This window comes from Paraburkholderia sp., from assembly GCF_034668105.1.
GTDB lineage: Bacteria > Pseudomonadota > Gammaproteobacteria > Burkholderiales > Burkholderiaceae > Paraburkholderia.
The window spans coordinates 1-7,648 of record NZ_JAXDPY010000190.1 but is presented as its reverse complement, the minus strand read 5'-3'; the positions used below and the strand labels follow the sequence as shown (position 1 = coordinate 7,648).

Genomic DNA, 7,648 nt, shown 5'->3' with positions numbered 1-7,648 from the left:
TGGGCGCGTTGTCCGCGTTAGTCGTGGGTGCCTGCATGACGGCGCCGCTCTTCGCCGTGCTGGCATTCATTGCGCATACGGGCGACGCATTGCTCGGCGGCGCGGCGCTGTTCTCGATGGGACTTGGCCTTGGTGTGCCGCTCCTGATCATCGGTCTGGGCGCTGGTACGTTGCTGCCGCGCGCCGGCACATGGATGAACGGAGTCAAGGTGTTTTTCGGCGTGGTGCTGCTTGCTGCGGCCCTGTGGATCGTCTGGCCGGTGCTCGGGGCGACAGCAACCATGCTGTTGAGCGCGCTGTGGCTTCTGATTGCCGCCGCCGGACTCGGTCTTTTCTCGGCCCCCGCCGTTGGCGTCTCAGTGTGGCGCCGGCTCGGTCGTGGTATTGGCGCGGCGCTGGCAATCTGGGCGGCAGTACTGCTGGTCGGCCTGGCTGCCGGCTCGTCCGACCCGCTGCGTCCGCTAGCTGTTCTGGCCGCGCGCGGCGGTAGTGAGGCTAGCGTCGCAAGCACCTCCAATAAGCCGGATGCAGCGTCACAAAGCGATCTGATGTTCGCCTCGGTGCGTTCCTCGACCGAACTCGACGAGGCCGTCAAAACGGCCGCGCAGCCCGCTATGCTCGATTTTTACGCCGACTGGTGCGTGAGTTGTAAAGAGATGGAGAAATTCACGTTCAGCGATCCGCGTGTTCAGGCGAAGTTGAAGCAGATGAACCTCCTGCGCGCCGATGTCACCGCGAATAACGCCGATGATCAAATGCTGCTCAAGCGTTTCAGCCTGTTTGGGCCGCCGGGCATTATCTTCTTCGATCAACGCGGCAAGGAAGTCTTGCGCGTCGTCGGATACGAGTCGGCGGACAAGTTCCTGCGCAGCCTCGATCGCGCGAGTGCGCCGGGCGCCTAGCGCCGGTGCGGTTTGCCGCGAGGGCGTGTACAAAAAAACGGAGGCGTGACTGAGAAAGTCCGCCTCCGTTTTTCGAGCGATCGAACCGCCGCCTGCAGCTGCGGCGACGCGTCGAATCAAATCACTTCTGCGAGCGCAAAATTCGCGCAGCATCCAGCGCGAAGTAGGTCAGCACGCCGTCCGCGCCTGCCCGCTTGAACGCCAGCAGCGATTCCATCATCGCCTTGTCGTGGTCCAGCCAGCCGTTCTGCGCGGCCGCCTTCAGCATCGCGTATTCACCGCTCACCTGGTACACGTAAGTCGGGAACTTGAACTCGTCCTTGACGCGACGCACGATGTCCAGATACGGCATGCCCGGCTTGACCATCACCATGTCCGCGCCTTCCTCGATGTCCGCTTGCACTTCGCGCAGCGCTTCATTCGAATTGGCCGGGTCCATCTGGTAGGTCATCTTGTTGCCCTTGCCGAGGTTCGTCGCGGAACCGACGGCATCGCGGAACGGGCCGTAAAACGCCGACGCGAACTTGGCCGCGTAGGCCATGATCCGCGTGTGGATATAGTCCTCGCTCTCGAGCATTTCGCGGATCGCGCCGATTCGGCCGTCCATCATGTCCGAGGGCGCGACGATATCGACCCCTGCTTCAGCCTGCGCACGCGCCTGTTCAACGAGAATCTCGACGGTCTCGTCGTTGATCACGTAGCCGGCCTCATCGAGTACGCCGTCCTGGCCGTGGCTCGTGTACGGATCCAGCGCGACGTCGGTGAGCACGCCGAGGTCGGGGAAATTCTTTTTCAGCTCGCGAACCGCGCGCGGGATCAAACCGGCGGGATTGGTCGCTTCGCGGCCATCAGGCGTCTTCAAGGAAGGCTCGATCGCGGGGAACAGCGACAGCACGGGTACGCCCAACTCAACGCATTGTTCGGCCACACCCATCAGCAGGTCGACCGACACACGCTCGACGCCCGGCATCGACGGTACGGCTTGCCGCACGTTGGCGCCTTCGACGATGAACACGGGGTAGATCAGATCGTTGGTGGTGAGGATGTTTTCCCGCATCAGACGGCGCGAGAAGTCGTCGCGGCGCATGCGGCGCGGACGATAGTGCGGGTAGAAGCTCATAAACGCATCGAAGGAACGTGGATGGATGGAGTGGACAAGTAACGCCTGCCTCCGCTCCCGGAAACTTTTCGAGACAATGGTATATCATACCGATCGAGCAAGGCGCCTAGCGCTGACCTCCCCGCTTCTCCTCCCTGAGCGGGTGCCTGTCGTTTTTTCGATTAGGCTGTTTGACCCGCCGTTAAAGCGGCGGGTTTTTTTATGGGCGGCCGAAATCGGCGCAAAAGGCGCCTTTGCCCGCGCTCCTACGAGCCGTGCGGTTACTGTGGGGCGTCTGTTTCGCCCTTCGCGTCGGGGATCAGCCAGCTTTCGATCAACTCATGCGCTTCGTCGATGCCGACGCGCTTGAGCGCCGAGAACAACTGCGCGGTCAATTCGCCCTGATAGCCGGCGGTACGATATTCAGCCAAACCTTTCTGCGTCGCGCGCAAAGCATTGACGCTTTCCTGGCGCGTCAATTTGTCGCACTTCGTCAGCAGCGTGTGAATGGGCTTGCCGGTCGGCGCGAACCACTCGATCATCCGCCGATCCAGATCCGTCAACGGGCGCCGCGAGTCCATCATCAGGATCATGCCGCGCAACTGCGAGCGCGATTGCAGATAAGTGGACAGCAGGGCTTCCCAGTGGGCCTTGGCCGCGCCCGGCACTTCCGCATAGCCGTAACCCGGCAGGTCGACCAGGTGCGCGGTCGGCTCGTCCGCCTTGCCAACCGAGAAATAATTGATGTGCTGCGTACGCCCCGGTGTCTTACTGGCGAAGGCCAGCCGCTTCTGATTGCATAGAATATTGATGGCCGTCGACTTTCCCGCGTTCGAGCGCCCGGCAAAGCAGATCTCGGGTTGCGCAGTGGCCGGCAGGTCACGCAGGTGATTGACGGTCGTGAAAAAGCGGGATTGGTGGAGCAGGAAGGACATGATCAGGCCAGAATTCGAGACGCCGGGGAACCCGGAGTGGGGACGGGTCAAGCCCGACTGGCGTCTTAGCGATTAGCGAGTTATTGTACAATACGATGGTTTACTGAAAACCTGAGGGGGCCAGCCCGCGTGCCTTGGCGGCTCTTTGCGGTCACTCAGTCGCTGTCGTATCTTGCAAAACCTCTAAAATCCCACAAGACGAGACAGGGTGTGCGAATGAATCGACTGTGCAAGACTCTGATGGTGTTTCAAGTAGCGGCAGGTCTTTCAGGTTTGGCAATTCAGGCACGGGCAGCAGATTCGGCAAAGCCGGACGTCAATCGGGGGCAGGCAATCGCAGTGCAGGTTTGCGCGTCATGTCACGGTGCAGACGGCAACAGCGCAGGCGGCGCGTATCCGAAGCTGGCGGGCCAGCATCCCGAGTATCTCGTCAAGCAGCTCATGGATTTCAAGACGCAGCCGGGGGCCAAGCAACCCGCGCGCAACAATGCGATCATGGCGGCCATGGCCGCGGCGCTCTCACCTCAAGACATGGTCAACGTGGCTGCCTATTTTTCGACACAGACCCCGAAGCCCGGCTACGCGCATAACAAAGACACCGTTCCGGTCGGTCAGAAGATTTATCGCGGCGGTCTTGCTGACAAGGGCGTGCCGGCGTGCGCCAGCTGCCACGGGCCGACCGGTCAAGGGATTCCGTCGCAGTATCCGCGTCTGTCGGGGCAGTGGGCCGAATACACGGTGGCGCAGCTGATGGCGTTCACGCAAGGTCCAGGCGCGCGTAACAACAACGAGCCGATGCATGCAATTGCCACACGTCTGTCGGATAGTGACATCAAGGCTGTAGCGGATTACATAGCGGGCTTGCATTAAGATAGCCCGCACGCAGGTGCAACCGGCCCGGTGAGGTCGGTACAAAACAAGAAAAGGGTGGGGGCGTCGTGCCTACGACAGCCCTCCACCCTTTTTTGCTGTTCAGTCGGAGTATGAATGAGCGTCACCACGTCGGGTTTGCAGTCGAAGTCGGGCAATCGCATCACGCGCAGCATCATCGAGGTATTGAGTTCGATGCGCTTCGCGATCGCGCTGCTCGTGATTCTGTCGATCGCCAGCATTATCGGTACCGTCCTCACGCAGGACGATCCCTATCCCAACTACGTCAATCAGTTCGGCCCGTTCTGGGCCGACATCTTCCGCTCGCTGAGTCTGTACACGGTGTACAGCTCGTGGTGGTTCATGCTGATCCTCGGTTTCCTGATGGTGTCGGTGTCGCTGTGCGTGATCCGCAATGCCCCCAAGATGGTGGCGGACGCCAGGAGCTGGAAGGACAAGGTCCGCGAAGGCAGCCTGCGCGCGTTCCACCACAAAGGCGAGTTCGCGGTGCATGGCACGCGCGCGCAGACCTCGGCGGTGCTTGCCACACTCTCGGGCAAGCTCGGCTACAAGTTCGTCACACGTGAGTCGGACGGTGCGACGCTGATCGCGGCCAAGCGCGGCGCGCTGACCAAATTCGGCTACATCTCCGCGCATATCGCGATCGTGGTGATCTGCCTGGGTGGTCTGCTCGACAGTAATCTGCCGATCAAGCTGCAAATGTGGCTGTTCGACAAGTCGCCGATCCGCGCCAACACGGTGATCAACGACATTGCGCCGGAACATCGCCTGTCGCAATCGAACCCCACGTTCCGCGGTTACGCATGGGTGCCGGAAGGCCAGCACGTGTCGACGGCGATTCTGAATCAGCCGGACGGCTCGCTGATCCAGGACCTGCCGTTCTCGATCGAACTCAACAAATTCATCGTCGACTATTACTCGACCGGCATGCCCAAGCTGTTCGCGAGCGATATCGTGGTGGTCGATCACAAGACCGGCGCACGCGTGCCGGCGCGCGTCGAAGTGAACAAGCCGTTCACGTATGACGGCGTGTCGATCTATCAGTCGAGTTTCCAGGACGGCGGCTCGCAGATGCAGATGACCGCCTACCCGATGTCCGGCAACAGCGCCAAGACCGCGCCTTTCGGCGGCACGATCGGCGGCAACGCACCGTTGAACACGGCCACGCCGCTGGCTGACGGACAGACCGTCGAATTCACCGATTTCCGCGCGATCAACGTCGAAAACATTTCGAACGGCAGCGGCCAGAATGATGCTCGCGGTGTGGCCGCGCATCGCACGCTGAAAGAGGCGTTCGACGAGCGTCTCGGCTCCGGCGCCAAGACCTCGAATCCCCTCGATCTGCATAACGTCGGCCCGTCGGTGCAGTACAAGGTGCGCGACAAGGACGGCCAGGCGCGCGAGTACAACAACTACATGCTGCCGGTGGACGTCGCCGGCGAAAAGATGTTCCTCGCCGGCATGCGCGTGAATCCGGACGATCCATTCCGCTATCTGCGCATTCCGGCCGATACCGGCGGTACCGTCAAGGAATGGATGAACCTGCGCGCCACCCTTGAAGATCCGGCCAAGCGTGCCACGGCCGCACACCTTTTCGCCTTGCGCTCGGTGCCGGGTTCGAATGCCGAACTGCAGCAACATCTGGAAGAAAGCGCGTTGCGTGTCCTGACCCTGTTTGCCGGCGGGGACAACGCCATCAAGATGCCGAATGGCCAGCCCGTCGGCGGCTTCCAGGCGATCGCCGGTTTCATCGACCATTCCGTGCCGAAGGGCGAGCAGGAAAAGGCCGCGGGTCTGCTTCTGCGCATGCTGGAAGGCGTGACGTGGGACCTGTGGCAACTGTCGCGTGAACAACTGGGCGAGCCCGATGCGCAGGCGAATGCGGACAGCAGCCGCTTCGTCCAAAGCTCGCTCAATGCGATATCCGACAGCTTTTTGTATGGATCGCCGGTCTACTTGCAGCTTGATTCCTTCAAGCAGGTGCAAGCCTCGGTATTTCAGTTGACGCGCGCGCCGGGCAAAAAAGTCGTGTATCTTGGCAGCCTGCTCCTCGTGTTGGGCATCTTTTCGATGTTCTATGTCCGCGAACGCCGCCTCTGGTTCTGGCTCAAGGATACCGATCACGGCACGAACGTCGTGATGGCCATGTCGAGCGCACGCAAAACGCTCGATTTCGAAAAGGAGTTCGTCCAGACGCGCGACGCTGTAAGCGCCGCGTTAGGCACCAAACTCACTGATGCATCCGGCGCCTCCGACAAGCCCGGCAATGCCGGCACGCCGTCCGCAGGCTCACAAGATTCGACCCGGTAAGATCATGGACTTGACTCAGGTTTCCTCATCCTCTTCACCCTCGCGGCCGCAGAAGGCGTTTGCGAACGAGGCACTCAACGTCGCGCAGTTTGACGAGCGGCCGTTTTTGAAACGGCTCGGTGTTGTCGACTGGCTGTTCGCCGTGGTGATGGTTGCGGGCGCGGGATTCGCGTTGTCGCGCTACCACCCGTTCATGAACTACTACGACAAACTGGTGCTGTGCTGCGCCGTGCCGGTGTTCGTCGTGTTGGGCTGGCGCTGGAAACCCGTGCGTCCGCTGATGATCGGCATCGCCGCGCTGTCGCTGCTGGCGATCCAGATCTATCACGGCGATCTGACGCGCGCGGATAACGCGTTCTTCCTCAAATATTTCCTGTCGAGCCAGTCCGCGATTCTGTGGATGAGCGCGCTCTTTGTGTTCGCCACCGTCTTCTATTGGATCGGCCTGCTGTCGCGTTCACCAACAGGCGCTGCGATCGGTTCCAAAATGACCTGGGCCGCGGTGGTGATGGGCTTTGTCGGGTTGATGGTGCGCTGGTACGAGTCGTACCTGATCGGCGCGGACGTCGGCCATATTCCAATCTCGAACCTGTATGAAGTGTTCGTGCTGTTCAGCCTGATTACCGCGCTGTTCTATTTGTACTACGAGCAGCATTACAACACTCGTGCGCTCGGCGCGTTTGTGCTGCTGGTGATCAGCGCGGCTGTCGGCTTCCTGATGTGGTATTCGGTCGCCCGTGACGCACAGCAGATTCAGCCGCTCGTGCCCGCGCTGCAAAGCTGGTGGATGAAGATCCACGTGCCGGCTAACTTCATCGGCTATGGCAGCTTCGCGCTGTCGGCCATGGTCGGCGTCGCGTATCTGTCGAAGGAGCGCGGCGTGCTGGCAGACCGCCTGCCGGCGCTCGACGTGCTCGACGACCTGATGTACAAGTCGATCGCCGTCGGTTTTGCGTTCTTTACGATCGCGACGATTCTCGGCGCGCTGTGGGCCGCTGAAGCATGGGGCGGTTACTGGAGCTGGGACCCGAAGGAAACGTGGGCGCTCATCGTCTGGCTGAACTACGCGGCGTGGCTTCATATGCGCTTGATGAAGGGCCTGCGCGGCGCAGTAGCGGCATGGTGGGCGTTGACCGGCCTGTTGGTGACGACCTTTGCGTTCCTCGGCGTCAACATGTTCCTGTCGGGGCTGCATAGCTACGGCAAGCTGTAAGGTCCGTCGTTCCAAGCCGGCCAAGAACCGCCGCGTGCTTCGCACCGGCGGTTTTTTTATGTCTGGCGGAATATTCGCTGCATCCATAGTGTTCGTTAGAGCAGTACCTATGGATGGCTGGGCGAGTGCCTGAACGAGCCTATCATCAATATGGCCCCGTAAGATATACAACCTGATGGGCCGGCAAGGAGCAGCACGATGTGGATCAAGCGAAGCGACCGTATTCAACTCATCGGCGATGACATTGCGCGCAGCGAAATCACGCCGCAGCGCGTCTTCGAGAACCGGCGGCGCGTGT

6 protein-coding genes and 1 pseudogene are annotated in these 7,648 nt (G+C 61.0%); 5 read left to right on the top strand and 2 right to left on the bottom strand.

Annotation, left to right across the window (positions count from 1 at the left end; all coding sequences use genetic code 11):
- Positions 1 to 902: thioredoxin fold domain-containing protein (locus tag QOC89_RS09020; protein ID WP_323044706.1), on the top strand; the 902-nt coding region annotated here is incomplete at its 5' end.
- 121 nt (positions 903 to 1,023) lie between these two features.
- Here the strand turns inward: QOC89_RS09020 and hemB are convergent.
- Together hemB and yihA are read right to left on the bottom strand one after the other, a co-directional pair.
- Positions 1,024 to 2,022 (bottom strand): porphobilinogen synthase, encoded by a 999-nt coding sequence (hemB, locus tag QOC89_RS09015; RefSeq protein ID WP_323044705.1) that lies wholly within the window; start codon positions 2,020 to 2,022, stop codon positions 1,024 to 1,026.
- A gap of 260 nt (positions 2,023 to 2,282) precedes the next feature.
- Positions 2,283 to 2,936: a ribosome biogenesis GTP-binding protein YihA/YsxC gene (gene yihA / locus QOC89_RS09010; protein ID WP_179734795.1), complete on the bottom strand. Its 654-nt coding sequence runs from the start codon at positions 2,934 to 2,936 to the stop codon at positions 2,283 to 2,285.
- Positions 2,937 to 3,152: 216 nt separating this feature from the next.
- On the opposite strand from yihA, the gene QOC89_RS09005 reads away from it, so the two are divergent.
- The 4 genes and pseudogenes from QOC89_RS09005 to QOC89_RS08990 all read left to right on the top strand — a co-directional run.
- Positions 3,153 to 3,806, top strand: coding sequence for a c-type cytochrome (locus tag QOC89_RS09005; protein ID WP_323044704.1), 654 nt, complete (start codon positions 3,153 to 3,155; stop codon positions 3,804 to 3,806).
- Between the two features lie 117 nt (positions 3,807 to 3,923).
- Positions 3,924 to 6,137, top strand: coding sequence for a cytochrome c biogenesis protein ResB (locus tag QOC89_RS09000; RefSeq protein ID WP_323044703.1), 2,214 nt, complete (start codon positions 3,924 to 3,926; stop codon positions 6,135 to 6,137).
- Between the two features lie 4 nt (positions 6,138 to 6,141).
- Entirely contained in the window at positions 6,142 to 7,350 is a 1,209-nt protein-coding gene (gene ccsB, locus QOC89_RS08995) for a c-type cytochrome biogenesis protein CcsB (RefSeq protein ID WP_323044702.1), read from the top strand.
- Between the two features lie 198 nt (positions 7,351 to 7,548).
- A pseudogene (locus QOC89_RS08990) lies at positions 7,549 to 7,648 on the top strand (protein-methionine-sulfoxide reductase catalytic subunit MsrP); the annotation flags it as partial.